The organism is Janthinobacterium salmonicoloratum, assembly GCF_051380845.1.
GTDB lineage: Bacteria > Pseudomonadota > Gammaproteobacteria > Burkholderiales > Burkholderiaceae_D > Janthinobacterium > Janthinobacterium lividum_F.
Genome location: NZ_JBNYXV010000003.1, coordinates 431,572 through 452,261, shown reverse-complemented (window position 1 = coordinate 452,261; position 20,690 = coordinate 431,572). Strand labels below are relative to the sequence as shown.

22 protein-coding genes are annotated in these 20,690 nt (G+C 53.1%); 12 read left to right on the top strand and 10 right to left on the bottom strand.

What is annotated here, in order from left to right:
* The first annotated feature begins 290 nt into the window (after window positions 1–290).
* Together ACQ4WY_RS18810 and ACQ4WY_RS18805 are read left to right on the top strand one after the other, a co-directional pair.
* A complete protein-coding gene (locus tag ACQ4WY_RS18810; protein ID WP_436505304.1) occupies window positions 291–806 on the top strand; it encodes a hypothetical protein in 516 nt (171 codons plus the stop codon).
* Window positions 807–816: 10 nt separating this feature from the next.
* Entirely contained in the window at window positions 817–1,227 is a 411-nt protein-coding gene (locus ACQ4WY_RS18805) for an SOS response-associated peptidase family protein (RefSeq protein WP_436505303.1), read from the top strand.
* Window positions 1,228–1,440: 213 nt separating this feature from the next.
* On the opposite strand, the gene ACQ4WY_RS18800 is transcribed toward ACQ4WY_RS18805, so the two are convergent.
* The 6 genes from ACQ4WY_RS18800 to ACQ4WY_RS18775 all read right to left on the bottom strand — a co-directional run bounded on the left by ACQ4WY_RS18800 (window position 1,441) and on the right by ACQ4WY_RS18775 (window position 6,798).
* Window positions 1,441–2,280 carry a toll/interleukin-1 receptor domain-containing protein gene (locus ACQ4WY_RS18800; protein ID WP_436505301.1) on the bottom strand — a complete coding sequence of 280 codons (840 nt, stop codon included), beginning with the start codon at window positions 2,278–2,280 and terminating at the stop codon, window positions 1,441–1,443.
* 171 nt (window positions 2,281–2,451) lie between these two features.
* Window positions 2,452–3,090: an Ea47 family protein gene (locus tag ACQ4WY_RS18795; RefSeq protein ID WP_436505300.1), complete on the bottom strand. Its 639-nt coding sequence runs from the start codon at window positions 3,088–3,090 to the stop codon at window positions 2,452–2,454.
* A 227-nt stretch (window positions 3,091–3,317) separates the two neighbouring features.
* Window positions 3,318–3,659 carry a DUF6864 domain-containing function gene (locus ACQ4WY_RS18790; RefSeq protein WP_436505299.1) on the bottom strand — a complete coding sequence of 114 codons (342 nt, stop codon included), beginning with the start codon at window positions 3,657–3,659 and terminating at the stop codon, window positions 3,318–3,320.
* Between the two features lie 759 nt (window positions 3,660–4,418).
* On the bottom strand, window positions 4,419–5,210 hold the full coding sequence (locus ACQ4WY_RS18785) for an alpha/beta fold hydrolase (RefSeq protein ID WP_436505298.1): 792 nt from the start codon (window positions 5,208–5,210) through the stop codon (window positions 4,419–4,421).
* A 315-nt stretch (window positions 5,211–5,525) separates the two neighbouring features.
* The gene (locus tag ACQ4WY_RS18780; protein WP_436505297.1) at window positions 5,526–6,188 is read right to left on the bottom strand and encodes a hypothetical protein; all 663 of its coding nucleotides are present in this window, start codon (window positions 6,186–6,188) and stop codon (window positions 5,526–5,528) included.
* Between the two features lie 349 nt (window positions 6,189–6,537).
* Window positions 6,538–6,798 carry a hypothetical protein gene (locus ACQ4WY_RS18775; RefSeq protein ID WP_353658214.1) on the bottom strand — a complete coding sequence of 87 codons (261 nt, stop codon included), beginning with the start codon at window positions 6,796–6,798 and terminating at the stop codon, window positions 6,538–6,540.
* Between the two features lie 446 nt (window positions 6,799–7,244).
* On the opposite strand from ACQ4WY_RS18775, the gene ACQ4WY_RS18770 reads away from it, so the two are divergent.
* On the top strand, window positions 7,245–7,814 hold the full coding sequence (locus ACQ4WY_RS18770; protein WP_436505296.1) for a sigma-70 family RNA polymerase sigma factor: 570 nt from the start codon (window positions 7,245–7,247) through the stop codon (window positions 7,812–7,814).
* A gap of 78 nt (window positions 7,815–7,892) precedes the next feature.
* A complete protein-coding gene (locus tag ACQ4WY_RS18765; RefSeq protein WP_436505295.1) occupies window positions 7,893–8,165 on the top strand; it encodes a hypothetical protein in 273 nt (90 codons plus the stop codon).
* Window positions 8,166–8,416: 251 nt separating this feature from the next.
* Here the strand turns inward: ACQ4WY_RS18765 and ACQ4WY_RS18760 are convergent, their stop codons facing one another.
* Window positions 8,417–9,541, bottom strand: coding sequence for an ATP-binding protein (locus ACQ4WY_RS18760; RefSeq protein ID WP_436505293.1), 1,125 nt, complete (start codon window positions 9,539–9,541; stop codon window positions 8,417–8,419).
* A gap of 875 nt (window positions 9,542–10,416) precedes the next feature.
* On the opposite strand from ACQ4WY_RS18760, the gene ACQ4WY_RS18755 reads away from it, so the two are divergent.
* Both ACQ4WY_RS18755 and ACQ4WY_RS18750 read left to right on the top strand, forming a co-directional pair.
* Window positions 10,417–10,800 carry a hypothetical protein gene (locus tag ACQ4WY_RS18755; RefSeq protein WP_436505292.1) on the top strand — a complete coding sequence of 128 codons (384 nt, stop codon included), beginning with the start codon at window positions 10,417–10,419 and terminating at the stop codon, window positions 10,798–10,800.
* Window positions 10,797–14,654 (top strand): autotransporter domain-containing protein, encoded by a 3,858-nt coding sequence (locus tag ACQ4WY_RS18750; RefSeq protein ID WP_436505291.1) that lies wholly within the window; start codon window positions 10,797–10,799, stop codon window positions 14,652–14,654. Before ACQ4WY_RS18755 ends, ACQ4WY_RS18750 begins: the two co-directional genes overlap by 4 nt.
* Before the next feature lie 160 nt (window positions 14,655–14,814).
* On the opposite strand, the gene ACQ4WY_RS18745 is transcribed toward ACQ4WY_RS18750, so the two are convergent.
* Window positions 14,815–15,309 (bottom strand): DUF4265 domain-containing protein, encoded by a 495-nt coding sequence (locus tag ACQ4WY_RS18745; protein ID WP_436505289.1) that lies wholly within the window; start codon window positions 15,307–15,309, stop codon window positions 14,815–14,817.
* 77 nt (window positions 15,310–15,386) lie between these two features.
* Here ACQ4WY_RS18745 and ACQ4WY_RS18740 point away from each other — a divergent pair, with 77 nt between their 5' ends.
* Together ACQ4WY_RS18740 and ACQ4WY_RS18735 are read left to right on the top strand one after the other, a co-directional pair.
* Complete coding sequence (locus tag ACQ4WY_RS18740; RefSeq protein WP_436505288.1) at window positions 15,387–16,079, top strand: DUF4274 domain-containing protein; 693 nt, start codon at window positions 15,387–15,389, stop codon at window positions 16,077–16,079.
* 262 nt (window positions 16,080–16,341) lie between these two features.
* On the top strand, window positions 16,342–16,734 hold the full coding sequence (locus ACQ4WY_RS18735; RefSeq protein WP_436505287.1) for a GFA family protein: 393 nt from the start codon (window positions 16,342–16,344) through the stop codon (window positions 16,732–16,734).
* Window positions 16,735–16,812: 78 nt separating this feature from the next.
* On the opposite strand, the gene ACQ4WY_RS18730 is transcribed toward ACQ4WY_RS18735, so the two are convergent.
* The gene (locus tag ACQ4WY_RS18730) at window positions 16,813–17,196 is read right to left on the bottom strand and encodes a hypothetical protein (RefSeq protein WP_436505286.1); all 384 of its coding nucleotides are present in this window, start codon (window positions 17,194–17,196) and stop codon (window positions 16,813–16,815) included.
* A 347-nt stretch (window positions 17,197–17,543) separates the two neighbouring features.
* On the opposite strand from ACQ4WY_RS18730, the gene ACQ4WY_RS18725 reads away from it, so the two are divergent.
* From ACQ4WY_RS18725 to ACQ4WY_RS18710, 4 genes are all read left to right on the top strand, one after another.
* Window positions 17,544–17,951: a GNAT family N-acetyltransferase gene (locus tag ACQ4WY_RS18725; protein WP_436505285.1), complete on the top strand. Its 408-nt coding sequence runs from the start codon at window positions 17,544–17,546 to the stop codon at window positions 17,949–17,951.
* A 29-nt stretch (window positions 17,952–17,980) separates the two neighbouring features.
* On the top strand, window positions 17,981–18,439 hold the full coding sequence (locus tag ACQ4WY_RS18720) for an immunity protein RhsI2 family protein (protein ID WP_495542780.1): 459 nt from the start codon (window positions 17,981–17,983) through the stop codon (window positions 18,437–18,439).
* Between the two features lie 137 nt (window positions 18,440–18,576).
* Window positions 18,577–18,783, top strand: coding sequence for a DUF3079 domain-containing protein (locus ACQ4WY_RS18715; protein WP_436505283.1), 207 nt, complete (start codon window positions 18,577–18,579; stop codon window positions 18,781–18,783).
* Between the two features lie 70 nt (window positions 18,784–18,853).
* A complete protein-coding gene (locus ACQ4WY_RS18710; RefSeq protein WP_436505282.1) occupies window positions 18,854–19,348 on the top strand; it encodes a prolyl-tRNA synthetase associated domain-containing protein in 495 nt (164 codons plus the stop codon).
* Between the two features lie 10 nt (window positions 19,349–19,358).
* Here the strand turns inward: ACQ4WY_RS18710 and ACQ4WY_RS18705 are convergent, their stop codons facing one another.
* Complete coding sequence (locus ACQ4WY_RS18705) at window positions 19,359–20,501, bottom strand: MFS transporter (RefSeq protein WP_436505453.1); 1,143 nt, start codon at window positions 20,499–20,501, stop codon at window positions 19,359–19,361.
* Between the last annotated feature and the right edge of the window lie 189 nt (window positions 20,502–20,690).

Genomic DNA, 20,690 nt, shown 5'->3' with positions numbered 1-20,690 from the left:
CAGCCCAGCCGCGCCAAAGCGCCCCAGCCACCGCACAAGCCGCCCACGAGGCGGCTTTTTCACGTCCCGCCGATTGATGTTGCTCTTGAAGCAAGAAAAAGGCCGGTTTCGGCCCGGCGCGCGCAGTTGTCCCCCCTCCACACCTGCCCGCTATATAGGGGTCTTTTGACTCAAATTTGCGCCATAGCCGAAGGCGCATGAGGACTGGCGCGGCGGGGCGAAGAGGGATCATGCGATTTGACGCATTTTGACGCAGTTTGAGCGGTTTTTCGTGCAGGTGGTGCGGCGACGTGGGAACGGTGTTGTTTTCGCGCTGCGCCGTGTCCTGGCGCGGTTTTGGCCCATGTATTGGCGTCTGCATTCTGAGCATCATTCATCTTCACTCCACCGCATCATTGCCGGGTATTGCGGCCTCAAGAACTCTTGATATACTGTATGTATATACAGTATTTTACTTAGGTGTCACGATGATTGTTAAAATGTTAAAGATGCGCCTTGCTGGTGTAGAGGTGCCCAAGCGACGGCTGAATGATCGTTACAACTTGGCACGGCCCGGAACGTTGGAGGTCGTTGAAACGACAGACCAGGGCTTACACCGTCTGGTAAGGCTGGCCCGCTTCACTTACGGAGAGAGTGGAAAATACGTTGACACACTGTTCGATGTCAATTTGCTCTGGTATCGGGATGGGCGCATGGTGTTATCAGGGTTTGAACGCAGCAAAGTGGATATGCAATTTTGCGACTATGCGCAGTCCTGGCTGTGTTTTGTCGGTACGGAGCCGCCGCCAATGCCGGGAGGCAGGTAGAATAAATTGCATGTGCGCCGACTATACCCCCAGCCGTAGCGATCAAATCGAACAGCATTTTGCTGTCCGCTCCCCTCAATTTGACCTGCCGCCGGAAGCCTGGCCTGGCTACATGGCGCCGATTATTCGCGCGTCGCACGAGGTGCCCGGTGAACTGGAAGTCGCGCCGGCATGTTTCGGGATGGTTCCCCACTGGGCCGATATGAAGCTGGCGCGCCAGACCTACAACGCCCGCACCGAAACTGTGGCGCAGAAGCCGTCCTTCCGCAATGCCTGGAAGCGCAAACAGTTCTGCATTATCTCTGCCGATAACTTTTTTGAACCCTGCTACGAAACAGGGAAGCCGATGGCATGCCAGCCGCCATCACCGGTATTTGGGAATTCCGGCCGCAAGATTTGCTGCTGTCGTTCTCGATGCTGACGATAAACGCCGATGGCCACCCGCTCATGCAGCGCTTCCACAAGCCTGACGATGAAAAGCGGATGGTGATGCTCCTCGACCCGGACCAGTATCAAGGCTGGCTCGAGAGTGTAACCCTTTGATTTTCCTACTCGCTCTGTGGGGGAGGGGATGGGGTTCGAACCCAGGACAACGGGAATCACAATCTTGGGCCCAGGTAGCAGAAGACTGCTTCTAAAGTGTTTCAGGCGTATTTTCGATGATTCTATTTTTTGTCAATTCGATGATATACAGTGCGTGTGCTGCATCAAATCCATATTTTTTCATCAACCTCGTTTTTAAACCATTAGTAGACATGCCGCCTTGAAGAAAGGTGACACTCATATTAATAGCATCGGAATATAGCCCTTGTTCAAGTACCGATACTGGCGTCGCTACGAAGCTATTTTTTCTCGCGTTATCAGCCTGGTCGATTGTTAGATTCTCTCTTTCTTCCAGCTTGCGGACCCGGCCAAGCATGCTGCGAGTAGTATCCAAAATTTCATTCAAAATTTCCTTGTCGTCTCTCGGTGTAACAACGGTGACAGGAGGATTTTCGTTAATAATTTTTTCAAATTCAGCATTAAACTGAGGCCAATAGGTGTCGAAAACACGTTTTAAAACAGATAGCTCCAGATTGTTTGCGCTTAAAGCATTGTTTAATGTTGCGACCAAACTCCACATGCTTTCGTAATTTGCGAAAGTATGATTGAACTGAGAAAGCGGAGGTTGAAGATCAGCAGTTTCTAGATCGACAAGGAAAGTGCAAACCCGACTGTTGGCGAGTCCTTTTGCCAAAGCTCCAGCCTCAAAAAGAATCCATGGAGCATCTTTGTTTTCAGCTGTCAGGCAGATGATACCCACAGAAGTGTCTTTTAGTTCGTTATTAATTTCTGAGAACCACAAGGCGCCACGCTCTATTCCTTTCGACGAAATCCATGGTTGTGCGGCTTGAATGACACATTTTATCCAGTCATGCAGAAGCTCGGCAGTAAGCTTGCTACGTTGTCCTGACCAGCTCATGAACACTTTCATATGTCATCCTTAAAATAATAGTGTGCTCAGTCTATCTTATGTTGTTGTGTAGAAAGTAAATTTTTCGAATATTTTAGCGTAGCATTAGGCGTAACTTTAGTTATCTGATTAAATTTCTCATAGCTAAAAGGACTGCTGCATCAGTAGTGCGTGTCTCGGGCGGCTACGTCGCTACTTCACAAGAGTCAGGTGAGGACGGCCTGCCGGTCTAACATTCGTTCCAAATTGTATCTTTGCTCTATTGACCAAGGCGGACAATTTTTCAAGATACTCACTTGAAAGGTCTTCGACACTTCGCCCCTCGAGAGCTGGGAATTTTTCTTGTGGCATATCAGCGAAAGTTTGCTTTACGGTCCCAATGCTTGAAGGTAGCGTGACGTAATACTTCTCTTTTGAGCCATCAGGAAGTTCAACCTCCCATCCTGTGCCGCCGATCTGATCTCCAACGAAAAACGCCACGGCGTTACGTGGTTTTGGAAATTTTTTTATATCCTCAGTACTGAACGCGCTTATGTGAGCCGAAGTGCTAACGTTCAATTTTCCTTGCTTTAGAATTTCGTTGCGGAGATTAAGAAAATACTTCATCAGAGAGTCAGCCTTCATTACTTCCTGCTCAGCCGAATACCACTCGTCAAACCCCTCTGCTTTGGAACTAAGATTCTGGAGCGTAAATGTAACCGAACGGCCAAAAACGATTAGATTGCGCAATCCGCTCATGCGTCGCGTGCGATCTGTTGAAAGCATATCGTCCAGACCTAACTGTGCAGTTGCAAGGATATCGTCCGTCCTCGAGAGAATTTCATCGACCATCGTAAACCTTTGATAGAAAGAAAAAAGCCGCACTAGGCGGCGGCTTCATGCTGCCATTATGTTGTTATTACTGTGCATGATCAGCCAAAAAACACCGCAATAAAATGGCAGCTATCTATTGCCAACTAATTGATTTTAAAGAATTTTATGGTGTGGGCGGAGGGTATCGAAACCCCATCCTAATGTATTCCGGAATTTTGATTGTTTCGGCTAGTTGGGTCGATGCCTTACTTGTCTGAATACACAAAAAAATGAACGAAATTATTACCATCAAGATAAGATTGTCGAGCTTGGTAGTAGAGTCGGCTATTCGATGCAGTTTTCAAGAATTCCACTGGATCTATCGTTACACTACCAAGTTCATTTTGAAAACCTGTGAAAGTGAACTTGACGTTACTTGCCTCTCCAGACGTTTCGACGCGTTGAGGTTCGCCATGTACAGGTGGGGTAAACACCACTGTGCATGCCAAATGCGCCTCAGGGGTAGACAACGTAAATTTAGCTTCTTTTCCATCGCGCACGATGAATGATTGCGAAAAGACAATTTTTTTTCCATCAACAGTGACCAATTTTTGCTCCCGAAAAATTTTATCGAAAAAATTTTAAAAACACCCAAAGGGGATTTTGCTCAGCAGTACAAGTGTTATCTTTGGGGTGATTAAGAAAAAAACAAGTGACAAAAGTAGAAAAAAGCTCAATTGTTGGTGTAAATGTCATATGCTTGCATATTGCTCAAGGGAAATATATTGCTGCTTCATTAAAACGTGATCTGTATTGGTGCCATCGCGCACCGGGCGCAGGTATACCACGATTTTTTTGTGCCGATGCCCATCTGTAGGTATTTTAGTAGGTACGGTAGTTGAACTGTCCACAAATTCCTCATGAAACCTGATTATTCGTATTACACCGCTCCGCCAGAAATAAAGAAACCGCCTTCGGGCGGTTTTTTATTGCCTGGCGGAAGCGAGCAGGGCGGCGCCATGCGTGTGAGATTCGAAGGGCTGGGCCTATACCGGCCCAGCCCGCCCTGAATCCTCCACCTGCTGCCGCTACGCGGCAGCCTCGCGCGCCAAGGGCGAGCGTTCGTGGATCTCATTAGGTTCTCGGCTGAGCATGCTTTACGACGCAAATGCCTCAGCCGGTGTTCAAATGGCAGACCTGATCGCATGATGCACAGCACTCAACGCATCAGTCTGTGTCTGAATGGCGGACCTGCCCCTCGTTTCCCTGCCCCTCGCTTCCTAGCATCCAACTCTTCTGGCCACGGCGTCATATTTTCTGCCCAGCCGGCGCAGGAAGACCGCATCGCTTTCGTGGGGTCTGGTCAACTAATTTTTCTTAGCAATTCTATTGGTAAGGAAATCGTGCACCGCCTCCATGAACAAAATAGGAGAATCTTTGTACACCTCGTGCCCTGCATAAGGAATGTTCAAGAAGGCAGACCCTTTTATTTGATCTTGCAGTTCAGCGGCGCACTTTAACGAACAAATATGATCTTCGTCGCCACGCACCAGCAAAGTTTGTGCCGTGATCTGTTCGATGAGATTGCCAGGGTAAGCGCTGTGGGTAGTATTTGTCCAGAGCGATACAACCGATTTGATCAATGCATTAAAGTCCGGCTCTGGATTGTTATTTCTGTAGTATAAGACCGCCTCGGGGAACTTTGTTTCCCAGAAATCAGCTGTCACGCCACTTAGCATGGGAAGGGCCGGGTCGTCCGGCTCCATTTGACTTTGAGCCGCCACCGCAACAAGCCCATTAATTCGCGAAGGGGTTTCAGCTGCCATGCGCAAGGCAGTGATACCACCATCACTAAAGCCAAGTATGGAAAAACAATCGATGTTCAAGTGCGCGACAATAGCTTCGGCATCTGCTTGATATTGTTTATAGGTCAAGCGAGATTTTCCGAGCGTTGACTTGCCATGCCCCCGAAAATCAATGCCAATCAATTTAAATTCACTTGCAAGTTGAGCGACAATGCCATTGAAGTCAGTGAGGTTGCCTAAGCCGCCATGCAGTAACAGCAATGGACTCCCAATCGGGTTGCCTATGATTTCAAAGTATATTTCAGCATCACCAACTGACAAGTACTGACCTGATGAATGAGTAAAAACAGCCATGGTGAATTTAGCCCTTTACATTTTAGTTTTGATTCGCCGATCATACATCGGTTGACTGTCAGTTTTTGTCAGTATCCGGTCCAAGGCGCGCGTTCATAGTTCTCATTTAGTTCTCGGCTGAGCATGCTTTTACGACGCAAATGCGTCAGCCCGTGTTCAAATGGCAGACCTGATCGCATGATGCACAGCACCCAACGCATCAGTCTGTGTCTGAATGGCGGACCTGACCCTCGCTTCCTCGCTTCCCGGCGGTGTGATGCCATCATCTGGCAAATCAATGCCAAGCTCAAGCCGGTGCTGGCTTTACGCTTACAATTAATCACATGCCAGTGAGTGATCTGGGAAGTGACTCAACTTGAATTTTTTCAATTCTTGTGTGACCGACTCTACAAGGCGTTGGGGATCTAATAAGGTCTTGATTTCACGTTCCCAGCCTGTAGCTCCCCCTACATGTTGGGTTACACCTTCCGGCCATCCCTGCAAGATGAGTTTGTAATACTCAATACGCTCGGCGACACTTGCCTCCTTCTTGCACCAAGCCAGTAGCAAGACATTGTCGGTCATGGCTTGTATCGGAAAGTTATGCGCACTTGCTACAGTATTTTGATACAGGGAGTCCAGCGTTGTGCAGGAAAGTGTGTCGAGAAATGCAGTAGGGCACTGCAATCGAAACGGTTCAACTAGTTCATCGAACTTGCTTGAGTGGCGCAAGGGACTTATTGATTCATCTACACCTTTACCATTTAATAAAGGACTCGTTGTGGCCAGCGAAACCACAGGAAACGGCGTCATCAGTGAGTGCGTGTGGAACACGGGAACATAATGTTCCTCGCCATACACGGGTTTTAGATAAATGCCAGTCAGCAGAGGGCCGTTACGCTTCAATAAGTGAAGTGGCTTATATATGTCATACGCGCCAATCGCTTCTTTCCAGTCTTGAGTAATCGACTTCTTTTCTGTAGCCGTCATCTTTTTCATAAGGTGTCTCAAGGTATATCGCTGTCTGCGAGGATGGTGTTGTCGAGAGCTTATCATTGTTGGTCTCCGATTGTACGCTGGCCCGCTACGCCGCTACCCCTTCCTTCCGCACTTTCTGCCACTCCACGTTTGACACTTTTGCCTCCCGTGTGATCGAGAGATGCGAATTGAAGCATTTTGAGGAATTTTTTGTGCGACTGGTGCAATGGCATGCAAATGTTGGTATTTGCACACTGGGGGAGGTATTGCAGTCTCTTGGTACATGCATTAATCAATACCGGCTAGCCGCCGAGCGAGTCCGCCTCGGACCGGTTTTTCTAAGTGTCTGATAGGTTCTTAAAGGTGGACTTTACAACTTCGCCTGGCGCGAAAAGCGCAAAGCTTTCGATAGCAAGATCTCCACCGTATAGCCAGCATCAGTTTCATGTACAAGCCAGAGCACTCCATTTTTTTCAATCACCCACGCATCGACAATCAAAGTATCGAATGGTTTAGCTATATCCTTTATGTCGATTTTTACCCGGCCTGCGCGTTCATCTATTGTTCTTAAAACTCTGTTAGTTCGACGCGTAAACTCGATGAAATAGGTGGAAATTATTATATTGTCCACAATAGTTCCTATCCAATTATCAATATCGTTGCCACATGATCAATTCCCTTGAAAAGAATGAAGAGAAATAATAAATTCCATATGGAAATAAATAATTGCAATGGAAACAAATATTTTACATGTCAAGTTGTATTTGACATCACATGGAATTTTAATATGGAAACATATTTAAGAAATTGGATCAAGCCTGCTCCGATAGAAATTTAATATGGAACTTAAAATAAATTTCCTTATTGAAATATCTGTTTTTAAAATGCTATAGTTAATTGTGCTTCACACAACAGTATGTCGGCCGTGGCTCTCTTTATGATAGCAAAATAATTCGTGGAATTAATTTCTTCTCGGAATGTATTGATTCAAATCAACTTAAAGGACGCACGTCTGCATAAATGAGTTGTGCCTGCTAATCTTGAAATTCAATTTCTACCAAAAGTGGGACTAGATTAGTGATAGATAGTAATGACAATTTCTTGGTGGGAAAATTTCTCTGTAGCGACAATCTGATATTTGAGAAACTCTATATAAAATACCGATCAAAGGTAAAACATATCGTCGCGCTAATTCTTTGTGACTCGCATGATATTGAAGATGTTATTCAAATTGTTTTCATGGAAGCATTTCAAGAAATTATGCCATCTTGGGGTGACTTGAATTTTCCTTCTTGGTTATTTGTCATTGCCGCCGATAGCGCAAAAAAATTTCATGACGAAAAATATGGGGGAAATATACGGTTTCTCGACACCATGGAATTGTATAAGGAATCATATGAAATAAATAACATAAATTATTTAGATGATCCCGAAGAGCAATATATTGCTGTGCAGACCAATCTGAAAATTGAACGTGTATTTATGGCCTTGCCCGCCACGTTGCGGCTAACTTTTTGTCTTCGCGAAATAGAATGCTTGAGTTACGAAGAAATATCTAAGAAAATAGCTCGCCCGATAGGCACGGTACGCAGCCGTATCTATAGGGCACGCGAAGAAATGTGGAGGGAAATAAATAAATCGAGCTGACAACGCGGAGGATATCGACATGGCGCCAGAACAAAGAAATTCGTGTCCCGACCTTAGATGTCCCCCAGAGGAAACCACATGTTAATCACTTCAAATACAGTAGTGGATCACGAAGTCTCCACTTCACATACAAGAAGCGATATTCTGACTGCTCAGAAAATAGATGTGGGAATCATCTTTCAAGCGATGCTCGGTACAATTAGTGCAGCAGAGTATCTTAGGAGGAGCGGGGTTCCGTTGGAGATAGCCCTCCGCGTACTCACCATTTCCCATAGAAAGATCCCGACGCCCCCCCAAATGATAGGTGATCCAAAGCTGCCCCAGGTGACGATCAATGCCCAATCGGCATAAAATATTGGTGCCATCGCGCATGGAGTGCAGCAATGCAAAGATTTTTTGCACGGATATTTGCATGTAGGTAGCTCAGCAGGTACGGTTGTTACGTGGCGCTTGTAAGCCGCATACACTATAGCTATTTGCATTACACGCAGGGCGCCTTCGTGCCCTGCGTGTAATGGGCGACCGGCCCTAAAAGATGGATAAGCATTGTGGTCGATGCAATCGCCCAAGGCTGAAAAAATTCTTGAAGCGTTAAATTTTCTCTAATTTCGCGGTATGTTGACAAAAAAAACAGTGCCGCTCACGTCGTCTGAAGTTACCGTGATATCGCCGCCATGTGCAACCGCGATTTGTTTAGCGATGAATAAGCCTAAGCCAAGGCTTGAGCGTGGCCTTTCGTTTCCTAACTGTTCAGGTAATTGCACTAATGCATCGAACAATGTTGGCAACACATTTTCTGGAATTCTCGGGCCTTCATTACGTACTTTGAAGAGGATGCTATCTTTCTCGCCGACAATTTCGACAATGATCGATTTGCTAGGGGTGCCATACTGGGCCGCATTATTTGCTAAATTAGCTAATAATTGTTGAAGTCGCGGTTTATCGAAAGAGCCCGTTAAACTTCCGTGTACATGAAGTTCGAACACAGAACACGGGTGGGCGGCGTTGGCTTCCTCGATAGCGCTTTGAATAATTTCACGGACGTCACACATGCTACGTTCTATCGGTATGCCATCACCCAATTGCATGCGTGCAAAGGTTAGTAGATCGTTAACCATGACACTCATCGTTGCAGCGCTCCGCCCCACTCGCTGACCCATGCGTTGAACTTGTTCATCAAATATGCCCTCTCGTGAGAGAAAGGTTCCTGCCAAAGAAGTAATAGCTAACGGTCCACGCAAGTCGTGTCCTAAGATGGCGAGGAAGATATCGCGTGTTTGATTTACTTTGTCTGAGTAGGCCACTGCAGCTTCGGCAAGAGACTGATCTATTGCTGCATTGAAACGCATAACGTCCTGCGCACTTTCTGCTGATACTTCGACAAGGACTTTACCCCAAAGTTCCAACACGCTTGCTCGTAACGCTCTGTACTCGGCAATAAGTTGCCGGAGAGTAAATCCACTCGCATAACGTAACCTACCGTGTATTTCTGATGCACTTTCCTGTTTTGTGGAAACGACGTTCAAGCCCTGAGATTTTGCTTTTGCTTCCTCCTGACTCTCGATCTTTTGTATGTCCTTGGCAATGAATTGTAATATCTGCCTGGCGTGATCTCGCAGCTCACGAGGAGACATCTTGTCGGCAACTGCACCAAAGGTGGTAGCAAATTCTTCCCATTCAACAAGAATTTGCTCCATGTTGTCGGTGATAAAGTTTGAGATCTTCATAGTAGGCGGGGCGAAAAGAGGAGAAAAGAGCGCAGCAATTTAATTTTTTTACGATACTCTTGCAACTATGTAGGATATACCAAATCCTCATCTGGAAGCGCTCTGAAGAACTCAAATGGCGTTTCTTAATCTTCATCGAGTTGCCTTAAATTGGGCGCCTCGGTTGCTTGGGGTACTGAAGGATATTGTCTTATTTTCATTGTTGGGATGAAAGCATATATAGTCATGCAATGATGGCCAGCCAGGCCTGCTCCGCCCGAACTCGTGCTGCTGCGTCATTTCGCTCCGGGCGAAGGTGATGGCGCGGACAATCGCTGAGGACGACAATTGATCCATTAGACGTAGGCATAATTGCGCCTAACGATCGAAACCTCATTTTTGATGAGCAATTTCGATTGTAGGTAGCATCATAGGTAGCGTTGTTTTGCTATCTTTCAGAATCGGCATAAATCTTATATGCGCGCGGCGCCCAGCCCGCCCCGAATCCTTTACCTGCTGCCCCTACGCGGCAGCCTCGCGCGCCAAGGGCACGCGTTCGTGGTTCTCATTAGGTTCTCGGCTAAGCATGCTTTTACGGCGCAAATGCTTCAGCCTGTGTTCAAATGGCAGACCTGATCGCATGACGCACAGCACCCAACGTATCAGTCCGTGTCTGAATGGCGGACCTGACTCGCGTCGCGCGCCAGAGCGCCCTAGCCATCGCACAGGCCGCCCACGAGGCGGCTTTTTCACGCCCCGATGATTAATGTTGCCGCAGATGCAATAAAAAAGCCCATTTCGGCCCGGCGCGCGCAGCTGTCCCTCTCCTCACCTGCCCCTTATATAGGGGTCTATTAATTTGAATTTGCGCCATGGCCGAAGGCGCATGAGGACTGGTGCGGCGGGGCGAAGAGGGGGCATGCGGATTAAGGCACTTTGAGCGGGTTATTGCGAGTGTTCGCGCAGAAAATTACGCTGCAATGCGTTATCGATATGTTCTTCTTCCCGACGTCAGCAGCAGTGCAATCTTCTGTTCGGTCTCCTCATGGCGTTTAATTCCTACGCAATTAGTAGGGCATTTCTCAGGTTTGCTCAGTTTTAAAAATCATCCAAGTGTTAAATTTCCATTAAGAAACCTTAATACGTTTTTAATCATCGATATTACTAAAAATTTATGTAAGTGCGCAGCAAAACGCTGTTTTCTTCAAGTACTTATTTCGCATTTTTACATGTTTTATACACCTGATTTTGCAGAAGGTGGTTTGCTGGAGCGTTCATGAGAGCATTAATTAACAACTTTTTTTCTTGCCTGGCAAGCAGATTGGCGTATGCCGGATTGCTGCTCGCTGCCTTGCTGGTTGCGAGTGCTGCGCAGGCTGCAATGCCTGCGGCTGTCAGCACGCCTACAGATACTGCTTTGCCGACCTTTGTAGTGGGCAAGCAACTGAGCTTGGCTGTCAGCGGGACGGAGGTGGTACTGGCGCCAGAGTCGTTAAGCAGCGGCAAGATATACACGCCCTACAACGCCACCATCAGTGCCACCGGCGGCACCGCGCCGTATACCTTTGTGCTTTTGGGTAGTTTGCCGTGGGGAATGAATTTTAATAGTGTCACTGGCGTGATTAGCGGAACTCCCGATAACAGTGGAACGTTTAGCCTGAGTATCCTCGCCACTGACGCCAATGGCATAGGCGGCGCGCGCGCTTATAGCCTGGTGATCGGTGCCGGGGCGCCAGTCGCAAATTTTGGCAGTACGACGGTAGCCCCCAATAGCAGTGACAATCCGGTGTTGCTAAACATAACTGGTGGTATCGCCACCAGCGTCGCCGTTGCAAGCGCTCCCAGCTATGGCACGGCGACGGCTAACGGCACCAGTATCACGTATACCCCAACGGCAGGCTATTCCGGGGCGGATAGCTTTACATACACCGCAACGAATGCCGAGGGCACTTCCGGTCCGGGGTTGATCAGGATCACTGTCAGTGCGCCGGCGCCAGTACTGGTCCTGGCGCCAGCGTCGCTGGGCAGTTTCGCGATAGGCGTGCCCTACAATACAACAATTACTGCCACAGGCGGCACCGCGCCCTATACCTTTAGCCGCACTGGCTCATTGCCGACGGGGATCACGTTCAATACTGCCACTGGCGTGCTTCGTGGCACGCCCACCGTTACTGGCCCGTTCAACGCAACCATCCATGCTACCGATGCCAAAGGCGTGCGTGGTTCGCGCACCTATAGCTTCGAGGTCGGCGCTCAGGCGCCAGTCGCCAATGCAGTGGGTGCGACGGTCGCTGCCAATAGCGGCGCCAATCCTATTCCGCTCGATCTGACTGGAGGCATCGCCACCAGCGTGGCTGTCGCCAGCGCCGCCGGCCATGGCACTGCCACGGCCAGCGGCACCAGCATCACCTACACCCCGACGGCTGGCTACTCAGGCCCGGACAGCTTCAGCTACACGGCGACGAATGACGGCGGCACGTCCAGCGCGGCGACGGTGACGATCGCAGTCAGCGTACCGCAGCTGGTCCTGGCGCCGGCGTCGATGGGCAATGGCATGGCAAGCTCTCCTTACAATGTGACCATGAGCGCCACCGGTGGTACGGCGCCATACAGTTTTGCCGTGATCGGGGCGCTGCCTGTGGGCTTGCGCCTGAATGCCAGTACTGGCGTGTTGTCGGGAACGATAAACCAGAGCGGCAGCTTCACCTTCAGCATCCAGGTCACGGACAGCAGCACGGGCGTGGGAGCGCCATTTAGCGCGAGCAGCAGCTATACCCTGGTCGTCGCCGTGCCTACGCTGACGCTCACGCCGTCCAGCCTGGCCGGCATTCGCGCCGGCAACGCCTACAGCCAGCAGTTCACGGCTGGCGGCGGCATCGCGCCATATGTATATTCCCTGAGCAGCGGCACCTTGCCAAGCGGCCTGGTGCTCGATGCGGCGACCGGCGTCGTCAGCGGCACGCCGACGGTGGCGGGCAGTTACAACTTTACCTTGCAGGCCACGGACGCGCACCTGTTCACGGTGCAGCAAGCATTGACCCTGCAGGTGAACCAGGCGCCGCCACCGATTGCCAATGAAACGGCGACCACCTCAGCCAACCAGGATGTGAGCCTGACCATCGCTTCCACGGATGGCAGCCCGATTACGGATGTGACCATCGTCACGCCGCCGCAGCACGGGCGCGTCACTGTAGTGTCGACTGGTGCGTCGGCGCGCATGGCGCGCGCCGTGGGGGCGAGTTTCAAGGTGACGTACGTGCCGAATGCCGACTACTTCGGTCCTGACGCCTTCAGCTATACGGCGACGGGCCCGGGCGGCACGTCTGCGCCGGCCACGGTCAGCCTGACGGTGGCGCCGCAGCCGGTGCCGGTGCCTGTCGCCAAGACGGCGACGGTACTGGCCGGCACGCCGGTGACCCTGCATGTGACGGAAGGCGCCACCGGCGGGCCGTTCACGGCAGTGGCGATTACCACGCAGCCCGCCAGCGGCACGGCGACGGTCAGCGGCATGGACATCGTCTACACGCCAGGCATCAATACCAGCGGCGACATCAGCATCGGCTACACCGTGTCGAACGCGTTCGGCACCTCGGCGCCGGTGAAAGCGAGCATCAGTGTCAATCCGATGCCGCAGGTGGTCAGCCAGAGCGCCACGGTGGTGGCCGGCTTGACGGTGACGGTCGACCTGACGGCGGGCGCCACGGGCGGCCCGTTCACGGCAGCGAATGTGCTCAGCGTGGCGCCGGCGGAGGCGGGCAAGGCGGTGGTGCGCGACGTGGGCACGGCCGGCAAGCCATCGTACCAGCTGAGCTTTGCGGCGTCGGGCAAGTTTGCCGGCGCGGCCGTCGTCAGCTACACGCTGAGCAATGCCTATGCCACCTCGAAGCCGGGCGTGGTCAACGTGACCGTGACGGCGCGCCGCGACCCGTCGGTCGATCCGGAAGTGATCGGCCTGCAGGCCGCGCAAGCCGATGCGGCGCGGCGTTTCGCCAGCGCGCAGCTGTCGAACTTCACGCAGCGCCTGGAAAGCCTGCATGGCGACGGCTGGGGACGTTCCAGCTTTGGCCTGAGCCTGACGCCGCCGAACGACAGCGGCAACCCGACGGCGGCGCTGGCGCGCTGGCAGGAGCAGGAAGCGGACCGCGTGTTTGGCACGGCCGTGAAACCGTTCATGCGCAAGGCGGCCTTGCGCCAGCATGATGGCGGTTTCAGCAGTGACAAGACGGGCGGTGCGGATGTCAGGCAGGCCACGAATGGCTTGCCGGACATGCCGCAGAAACCGGACACGCAGAAGCAGGCCTTGTCGCTGTGGCTGGGTGGTGCGGTCGACTTCGGTCAGCACTATGTGAATGGCCGCGACACAGGCTTCCGTTTCCGCACCAATGGCGTGAGCGTGGGCGGCGATTACCGCCTCAGCGACCTGGCCACCTTGGGCGTGGGCGCCGGTTTCAGCCATGACCGCAGCGACGTGGGCCAGAACGGCAGCCGCAGCACGGCCGACAGCGCCGTGGCGGCCGTGTATGGCAGCCTGCGTCCAAGCAAGGGCGTCTTCCTCGATGGCGTGCTCGGCTACGGCACCTTGCAATACGACGCGTCGCGTTACCTGAGTGACGGCAGCGGTTTCGCCACCGGTGAGCGCGACGGCAAGCAGGTGTTTGGCGCGGTGGTGGGCGGCATCGAGATGCGCCAGGAAACCTGGATGTGGTCGCCATATGGCCGCGTGGAACTGATGTCGGCCAAGCTCGATCCGTACACGGAGAAGGCGGCAGGCATCAATGCCCTGAGCTACTTCAAGCAAACCGTGCGTTCGCGCATCGGCGCGCTGGGCGTACGGGCCGAGGGCATCTATGTGGGTGGCCTGGGCACGTGGTTCCCGCGTGCGCGGCTCGAGTACCGCCACCAGTTCCAGGGCGCCGATGATGCGCGTCTGGCATATGCCGACCTGGTGGCGGACGGCCCCGTGTACGTGATCCGCACGGTGCCGCAGCAGACGGGCAACTGGGCGGCGGGGCTGGGCGCTAAGCTGCTGCTGTCGAATGGCATGACCATCACGCTGGATTACAACAGCAATCTGAACATCGATAGCGGACGTACCCAGTCGGTGATGTTTGGTGTGGAAGTGCCGTTGAAATAGCAATTCTAAAGAACTCAGTGGTGGAGGTGGCCGGAATCGAATCCACCTCGCCAAGTGGTCCAGGCGCTATAAACTTTTGCTACGGTTATGGTGTTCGTATGTAGCAGCCCTGAATGATGTGCTGGACCAAGGTTTGCGGCGCCTGGTCAAGATAGTCATCTTATATATCCACCCACCAGTTGAGTAGGGTTTCATCATTGTCATCATCGAGGTTGGCGTAGATATTGGCGAAGTACCATTCCACGCCCGTCGCTTCGCGGAAGGCGTCGAAGGGACCTTTGACGTTGTAGATGCCGTGGTGTCCCGGCACGCTGAAGGTCAGACTACCCTCATATTGGCCGTCCATGGTGCCGCCAAGCTGCTGTTTTACGTCGCGCTCAAGCTGGTCGACGGCGGACTGGTTCACGGCGTCGGCGTCGTAGATCTGGATGCAGAAATTGCCGCCGCGCTTCAATACTTCGGCGGGGGCGAGCGGGTCGGCGATGCTGACGATGTCGCCGCGCGCCAGGTTCAGGGTCAGGCCGGGCGAGGCCAGCAGTTCGTAGACGTGCTCGTCAATCTGCCGTGCCGGCAGCGTTTCATACGTGGGGCCGTCGGTGTCTTCGTCTGCCAGCACGCGGATGTGTGGCATGCCTTTACAATTGATGTCTTCCATTAACTCTCTCTTATTGTCGGCTTGCTGTAGTGCGGGTCGCGCCCGGTAGGTGGATATGGCAATATTGTACAGGCCGCATGAAGAGCGACAATTTCTTTCCACCTGTCGCATTCACTCATCCTGAAGTTTTATCAAACCGCCCACTCCAAGGAATGCAAATGTTAACAAAGCTGGCAAAAGCGCTGGGACTTAAGCAGCCGAACGGCTCGGATGCTGAGCAAGATATCCGAATCATGGCATTGAAAGGAAAATGTGCCGGCGACACTTATTACCACGATATGGATCAGTCGGTTTTTGACAGCGCTATGGAAGGCGACGAGGAGGAATATTTTTATCACTTCTATGCTCGGCAGAGAACGATAGGTATTCAAGCGTTCAAAAAAGAAGTGGAAAACGACCTCTCGACACTGTCTGGATGTCAGCTTCATGCCATCGCTCAGCATCAAAATTATCATAATGGTATATGGCTTCTGACACGGATCGTAGCGCAAGCAAAGTGCGAATTTGCCACAGCGCTGGGCATCTACTGGGCCAATCAGCCGAGCGATCACTATGCGCGATACGGGACACTCGATCTTGCCTGCGAGAATACCAATGCCCTATCCCATGCGAATGCCGTGTTGCTTAATGAGATCGAACACAAGACAAGGCTAGGAACATTTGCACAGAGCCTTCCCGTTCCCGACGTTGCTTGTTTCCTGGATCGCCAGCCAGACTATTCCGTGAAGCCGTTGATCAATATTCCAGTTGAACTCCGCGTACAGTTGTGAAGAGCAGAGCTTGTGCGATAGGAATTTACGCGGAGGGATGGCCCGGCCCGAATCCTGAAAATAGCTGTCAACTAAGCCAGCTTCTACGACGTCCAGCGCATCAGTTCGTGTACAAATGGCAAGCCTGACCATTGCACCCGCATGGCCCTCGCGCCCGCACTGTGCTTTCTGTTTTGGGTTCTGAAAAATTCCTCCATGTGTACCTTGTTTGCCTGGAAGTACTGTGTAAAAATACAGTGTCAACATTCAAAAAGGACACCTCATGATCAAAGGAAGTTGCTGCTGTGGTTCAGTAAAGTTTGAATTGGCATCGCCCCCAAGCATGATGGGCATGTGTCACTGTTCTCGTTGTCGGAAGGCTGGAGCGAGTGCCTTGGCCTTCGTTGATAAAAATTCATTTACCCTGCTGGAGGGGCGAGAATTTATTCAACGATATGAGCCAGAGCCTCCCTTTAAATATGCAAGAACTTTTTGCAAAAATTGCGGGACTTCTTTAGGGGAAATTGGCTCAGAGAATGATTCGTTTCCAATATCAGTTAACTGCTTGGATGATGACCCTGAGGTAAGAATACAATTTCATGTTTATGTTGGCTCCAAGCCTGCATGGTATGAAATTTGTGATAATGCAAAACAGTTTCAAGAAAGCCCAACATAGTAAAAAAAGCCGGTCACTGACTGGCTTTTTTATCGCACATACAGTGCTACTGCTCAGATGTTGGGTCTGCCCCCAGAGTTATTGCCCTTTATTGACAGGTACAAACACTTCCCACTTATTTTTCGTCGTGGGCTTTACGGTCCTGGCGCAACTCACAGCAACATTCGGTCCAGACAGGCCATGGCTCTTCGGAACCCATTTCACACGCAAAGATACTGCGCATTTCGCAACCAGAATCTTCCGGTTCGGCTCCAATACCTGCCACCTTGTTCCATTTTTGGAATTCTCTGCTGCCATGAACTTGACTGCAGCATCCCTTATTTCAAACAAACCATGTATGTCACCGCGTGTCCGATCCTCATCAAGTGTGGTGGCGAATGCCGATGAGACGCCAGCAGCAAGAAAAAGGGCGGCGACAAAGGAGCGATACATGCGTTTATTCAATCGTAACGGTGCCAACATATTTACAATCCTTGCCAAGTCTGTTTAGTATCAGATAGAGATATGGAAGGTTCCACATTTCCAGTGTGTATATTGTCACACAAGCCAGCGCCAGCTTGTTCGCTTGCTGGCAGTGTTGCTGCTCTCAGCCTGACTCTCCCGCCATACCCTTGCGAATGCCGGAAGGGCAAAATTCCTTCGTCTACGCTGGAGGTTCCAGGCATTTGAATGAGCGTCAGGTGCGTGGTGGGGATGGGAACAGCCCTCATCCCCCGCAACTGTCATACTATGAAATGCATATGCCGACATGAGCAATGTTTGCAGAGACAAGCTGCGCCCAAGCGCGATCACTTTCCACGTTTCAACCCATGAAAAACATCACCGTAGAATATCTTCACAACTTCCCCCTTGATCCGGTCGATGTCGTCCGTGTCTTCGATCAATCCGGAATCAAGCGCCCGACCGATAATCTTCCGAGAATCGCGCGCATGTTCGCCGCGCCTTGCCTTTTGCTGTCGGCTTGGGTGGAAGGCGAGCTGGTGGGGTTGGCCCGGTCGCTCACCGATTATGCCTACTGCTGCTACCTGTCGGATCTGGCCGTCAACAAGCAGTACCAGGGCCTGGGTATCGGCAAGGAACTTGTCAAGCGCACCCAGGCCATCATCGGCGACGAAGTATCCTTGATATTGCTTTCCGCCCCGGACGCCATGTCCTATTATCCGACGCTTGGTTTTGAACCTGCCGGCAATGCCTACGTCATCCGGCGCAAATATTAAGCGACCGCTTCCAGGAACTTCTGCGCCCTATGAAACCTGTCTACACCCTCGCCGAAGCTTTGGCAAAAGACCCTAGTCGCGTCGCCAAAACCCAAGCCCTCACCCTCGACAGTTCCAGGCCTCACATGGGTTTGAAAGGCAGTCACGGCCTGTTCGCCTCCGTAGCCTGGTGGGAAAGCATCGAGGCCAAGCGCCTCCAGACGCAAACCTTGACGGGCATCATCGAACGAACGTATTTCGCGGGCCAGGACAGCCGCCGTGGCGATCAGGTCAACAGCGTTACCTTGCGCCTGGCGGACGGTTCCACAGTCGACGAGAGCATCTACACGAACCGCAGGCAGGACATCGAGCTGTTCGTTCCTGGCGCCACGGTGACGATGGTTTATGCGCTGGACGAACTCAAGGTGCAAGCTGCGGCGGACGGTGGTGTCAACTACGCGCGGACTGTGCTGGAAGTCGCCATAGTCGTCAGGAAAGATCAAGAGTAGGGCATGGTGCCGTGCCGATGTTCTACTATCTGCACAATCTTGACCCCGGACAAATTTCCCACCGAAATTCGTTTGACCGCCATCCGCGCCAGGTCTAGAGTCAACCAGGAACCCTCAACGGACCACGATCGCCTCCCATGGCCAAGCCTTTTCCCCTCAACCCCAAGAACCCCGAACGCATCTGCTGGGGCTGCGACAAGTATTGTCCGCCGGATGCCATGCGCTGCGGGAATGGTTCCGAGCGCACGCAGCATCCGATCGAGCTGTTTGGCGAAGGCTGGAATGACTGGGGGCTGGCGGCGGCCGACAAGGCCGATAAGGAAGAGGACGAGAACCAGCCTTGACGGCAAGCGTTCCACGCGGCGCGCCGCTACAATCTCTTCATCGCCCATTTGTCCGAGCTGAGGAGTCACCATGCAAGAAACCCTGTCCCGCTGGCTGGAAAGCAGCGCTGGCGATGTCCGTTTCGTCGAGCACCCGCCCGTGCACACCATCGATGAAGCGCTGATTCACGTGCCGGCCATGCCCGGCCTGATGGTGAAAAACCTGTTCGTGCGCGACGAGAAGGGCCGGCGGCATTTTCTCGTCATCGTACCTTTCGACAAGCGCATCGACCTGGCGGCGCTGGGGCGTTTATTGCCAGTCAGTAAGCTGAGCATGGCCTCGCCCGAGCGCCTGCTGGAGCACCTGGGCATTACGCCCGGCTCCGTCAGCCTGTTTGCGTTGATACACGACAGCGCGCAGGCGGTGGAACTGGTGCTGGACCAGGCCGTATGGGAAGCCGATTCTGTGCAAGCCCATCCGCTGCGCAACACGGCCACGGTGGCGCTGCCGCATGCCACCCTGGTCCGTTTCCTCACGCATACGGGACACGTGCCCCGCATTCTGAACGTGCCGGCGGCGAGCTGATAGCGTCATTTCAATGCCCGGCCACGGGCGCGCCGCTGCGCCGTCCCGGCCGGAAACCGTGTGCGCGGGCTGACCCGGCGATGATAAAAGCCAGCAGCAGCAAGCCCAGCATGGCCCACGGGAAGGCGCCCACGCCCCAGGTTTCCAGCAAGGCGCCGCCCACCACGCCCGCGGCCGCAATGGCCCCATTCCACGCCACCACATTCATCGACAAGGCCACGTCGGCGCCGCTGCCGGCCGTGTCGGCCAGCGCCGTTTGCAGCAGGGTGGCCGCGCCGCCGAAGCTCAGGCCCCAGACGGCCATGCCCAGGTAGATGACGGCGGGGAGGTGCGACGCGACGCCCAGCACGACGGCCGTTCCGGCGAACATGGCCAGACTGACCAGCACGGTGGCGCGCAAGTGGCGTTCGACCAGCTTGCCCGTGATCCAGATGCCGGCCATGGCCGCGGCGCCGAAGACGAGCAGGACCAGGTCGACTCGTTCCGTCAATCCGGCCGGCGCCACGAACGGGGCGATGTAGGTGTAGAGAATGTTGTGCGCCAGCATCCAGGCGATGACGACGGTCAGCACGGGGCGCACGCCCGGCGTCGTGAAGACGCGGCGCAGGGGCATGCGCTCATGGGCGGACTGGCCCGGGTAGTCCGGCACCTTCGCCAGCACCCAGGCGATCAGGATCAATGTCAGACCGGAAATGATCCAGAACGCGGTGCGCCAGCCTACCAGCGAGCCGAGTAAAGTACCCAGCGGCACACCCAGGGATAGTGCGACGGGCGCGCCCACCATGGCCAGTGCCAGGGCGCGGCCTTGCTGGTTGGGCGCCACCATGCGCCGCGCGTAGCCGGCCAGCAAGCTCCACGCCAGTCCGGCCGCCATGCCGGCAAAGAAGCGGGCCGCCAGGGTCAGCCAGTAGTGCGACGACAGCGCCGTGATGGTATTGAACACGAGAAAGCCGATGATGGTGAGCAGCAGTACGTTGCGGCGGCGCCAGCCGCGCGTGGCGATGGTGAGCGGAATGGCCGCCAGCAGGGAGCCAAGTGCATAGGCAGTGACCATTTGCCCGGCCAGCGCGGCGCTGATGCCGAGTCCTGCGCTGATCTGCGGCAACAAGCCGGCGGGCAAGGTTTCCGTGACGATGCAAATAAAACCCGTCATGGCCAGGGCCAGCAGGCCGGCGACGGGGAGGCGGTCGGCCAGCGCAGGGCTGGTGCCGGTGGTGAGCGTAGCGTGATTCAAAGCTGAATATCCTTGGAAATGTGACGAGTCGGCCGGGCGCAGGAGTGCCCCAGACCGCCGTCGCGGTACATATATATCGATCGGTATAAATATAGGCGATGGCGCGCC

Excerpts from the sequence above, each read along its gene's own strand:
- ACQ4WY_RS18805 (WP_436505303.1), top strand. The coding sequence starts at position 817 with ATGTGCGCCGACTATACCCCCAGCCGTAGCGATCAAATCGAACAGCAT.
- ACQ4WY_RS18795 (WP_436505300.1), bottom strand. The coding sequence starts at position 3,090 with ATGGTCGATGAAATTCTCTCGAGGACGGACGATATCCTTGCAACTGCA.
- ACQ4WY_RS18765 (WP_436505295.1), top strand. The coding sequence starts at position 7,893 with ATGTTAATCACTTCAAATACAGTAGTGGATCACGAAGTCTCCACTTCA.
- ACQ4WY_RS18745 (WP_436505289.1), bottom strand. The coding sequence starts at position 15,309 with ATGGAAGACATCAATTGTAAAGGCATGCCACACATCCGCGTGCTGGCA.
- ACQ4WY_RS18800 (WP_436505301.1), bottom strand. The coding sequence starts at position 2,280 with ATGAAAGTGTTCATGAGCTGGTCAGGACAACGTAGCAAGCTTACTGCC.
- ACQ4WY_RS18725 (WP_436505285.1), top strand. The coding sequence starts at position 17,544 with ATGAAAAACATCACCGTAGAATATCTTCACAACTTCCCCCTTGATCCG.
- ACQ4WY_RS18720 (WP_495542780.1), top strand. The coding sequence starts at position 17,981 with ATGAAACCTGTCTACACCCTCGCCGAAGCTTTGGCAAAAGACCCTAGT.
- ACQ4WY_RS18710 (WP_436505282.1), top strand. The coding sequence starts at position 18,854 with ATGCAAGAAACCCTGTCCCGCTGGCTGGAAAGCAGCGCTGGCGATGTC.
- ACQ4WY_RS18730 (WP_436505286.1), bottom strand. The coding sequence starts at position 17,196 with ATGTTGGCACCGTTACGATTGAATAAACGCATGTATCGCTCCTTTGTC.
- ACQ4WY_RS18780 (WP_436505297.1), bottom strand. The coding sequence starts at position 6,188 with ATGAAAAAGATGACGGCTACAGAAAAGAAGTCGATTACTCAAGACTGG.
- ACQ4WY_RS18735 (WP_436505287.1), top strand. The coding sequence starts at position 16,342 with ATGATCAAAGGAAGTTGCTGCTGTGGTTCAGTAAAGTTTGAATTGGCA.
- ACQ4WY_RS18750 (WP_436505291.1), top strand. The coding sequence starts at position 10,797 with ATGAGAGCATTAATTAACAACTTTTTTTCTTGCCTGGCAAGCAGATTG.
- ACQ4WY_RS18785 (WP_436505298.1), bottom strand. The coding sequence starts at position 5,210 with ATGGCTGTTTTTACTCATTCATCAGGTCAGTACTTGTCAGTTGGTGAT.
- ACQ4WY_RS18715 (WP_436505283.1), top strand. The coding sequence starts at position 18,577 with ATGGCCAAGCCTTTTCCCCTCAACCCCAAGAACCCCGAACGCATCTGC.
- ACQ4WY_RS18705 (WP_436505453.1), bottom strand. The coding sequence starts at position 20,501 with ATGACGGGTTTTATTTGCATCGTCACGGAAACCTTGCCCGCCGGCTTG.
- ACQ4WY_RS18760 (WP_436505293.1), bottom strand. The coding sequence starts at position 9,541 with ATGAAGATCTCAAACTTTATCACCGACAACATGGAGCAAATTCTTGTT.
- ACQ4WY_RS18740 (WP_436505288.1), top strand. The coding sequence starts at position 15,387 with ATGAAGAGCGACAATTTCTTTCCACCTGTCGCATTCACTCATCCTGAA.